The 1,388-nt window shown below is 74.9% G+C and carries 2 protein-coding genes; one reads left to right on the top strand and one right to left on the bottom strand.

What is annotated here, in order from left to right; genetic code table 11:
* On the bottom strand, window positions 1–589 hold a 589-nt coding region (locus tag HW445_RS31040; RefSeq protein ID WP_180224113.1), incomplete at its 3' end, for an SGNH/GDSL hydrolase family protein.
* 307 nt (window positions 590–896) lie between these two features.
* Between HW445_RS31040 and HW445_RS31035 the strand changes: the two genes are divergently transcribed.
* Window positions 897–1,370 carry a hypothetical protein gene (locus HW445_RS31035; protein WP_180224112.1) on the top strand — a complete coding sequence of 158 codons (474 nt, stop codon included), beginning with the start codon at window positions 897–899 and terminating at the stop codon, window positions 1,368–1,370.
* Window positions 1,371–1,388: the final 18 nt, after the last annotated feature.

Here is a 1,388-nt window from a genome sequence, read left to right as displayed (position 1 = left end):
CGGGGCCGCTCTCCGGCAGGATCGGCGGGTAGCCCAGCACGTACACCCGGGCCCGCGGCGAGCGGGCGTGGACGGCGTCCAGGACCTTCTCCACCAGCGGCGCGGCCCCGGCTATACGGTCCGCCAGCACGTCGGTGCCGCCGGCCGTGTAGTGGGCCGTGCAGGGCGCGCCGCCCGGGTCGGTGGCGCCGAGGCTGCCGCAGGTGGACATGATCTCGCCGAAGCCGATGTCGTTGCCGCCGATCTGCACGGTGACCAGCGTCGTGTCCTTGGTCACCGCGGTCAGCTGCGACGGATTGCTGCGCTGGGACCGCCACATCTCGGCGGTGGTCGCGCCACCGCAGCTCACGTCCCTGAACGAGGCGGCACCGATCGACCGCGCCGTGAGCGACGGGTAGTTGCGGTCGGAGCGCGCGCAGTCGGCGTCGATCTGCCGGGGGACGCCGGGGGCCGAGGTGTACGAGTCCCCCAGCGCGACGTAGCGTTCGGCGGGCGTCGCCGGGCTGGGCGCCGCTCCCCCGCCGACCATCAGCGCCGCCGCGCCCAGCGCGGCCAGTCCCGAGAGTGCTCTTCGGCGGCTCTTCCCCATCGTTCCCCAACCCCTCTGTCCGGTGGCTCCGTTGCCGACCGGCAGACTCGACCGCCTGGCGCGCGGTGTCAATCCCGGGGCCCGGAACCGGGCGTCCGGCGGTGGACGTCCGGCGGTCGGCGGAAGGCGCTGTGGGTCACCGGGGTGAGGCCCTCCGGCGGGGGCGACCGGGCCGCGGAGCCGGTCCGGTACCGCGCGGTGTCCCCCGGCGATTCCCGGACACCGGGGCTCCCGCTCGCCGACTCGGCGCTATGGTGCGGGCGTTCGACATCACGTTCCCCTTTCGTTCGTGTAGAGGAATCGCCCCATGCGCGTGGGTATCACCGGGCACCGCGGCCTGAGCCACCAGATCGTCTCCCAGGTCCAGGAGGCGCTCGCCGGACGACTGCGGCGTCACGACCCGCGGACCCTGACCGTGGTCACCTGCGCCGGCGACGGGCCGGAGAGCGCTCTGGCCAGGCTCGCCCTCGACGCGGGCGCGGCCCTGGAGATCGTCGTCCCCGCCGCCGACTTCCGCGCCACCCTGCCCTCGGAGCACCTGGGCGACTACGACGACCTGCTCAAGCACGCGCGTGCCGTGCACCCGACGGGGATGCCCTCGATGACGCCCCAGGCCCGTCAGGCGGCGGGCGAGATCCTGGTCGGGCTGAGCGACGAACTGCTCGCCGTCTGGGACGGACTCCCCGCCCGCGGCCACGGCGGCACCGCCGACACGGTCACCTACGCGCTGGGCGTCCGCGTCCCCGTCACCGTCCTGTGGCCCGAGGGCGCGACCCGCTGACGGGTCCCTCGCTCACGC

The organism is Streptomyces sp. UH6 (assembly GCF_013421635.1).
In the GTDB taxonomy this organism is placed as follows: domain Bacteria; phylum Actinomycetota; class Actinomycetes; order Streptomycetales; family Streptomycetaceae; genus Streptomyces; species Streptomyces abyssomicinicus.
The sequence above is the reverse complement of the archived record's forward strand: the minus strand, read 5'-3'. Positions and strand labels throughout refer to the sequence as shown.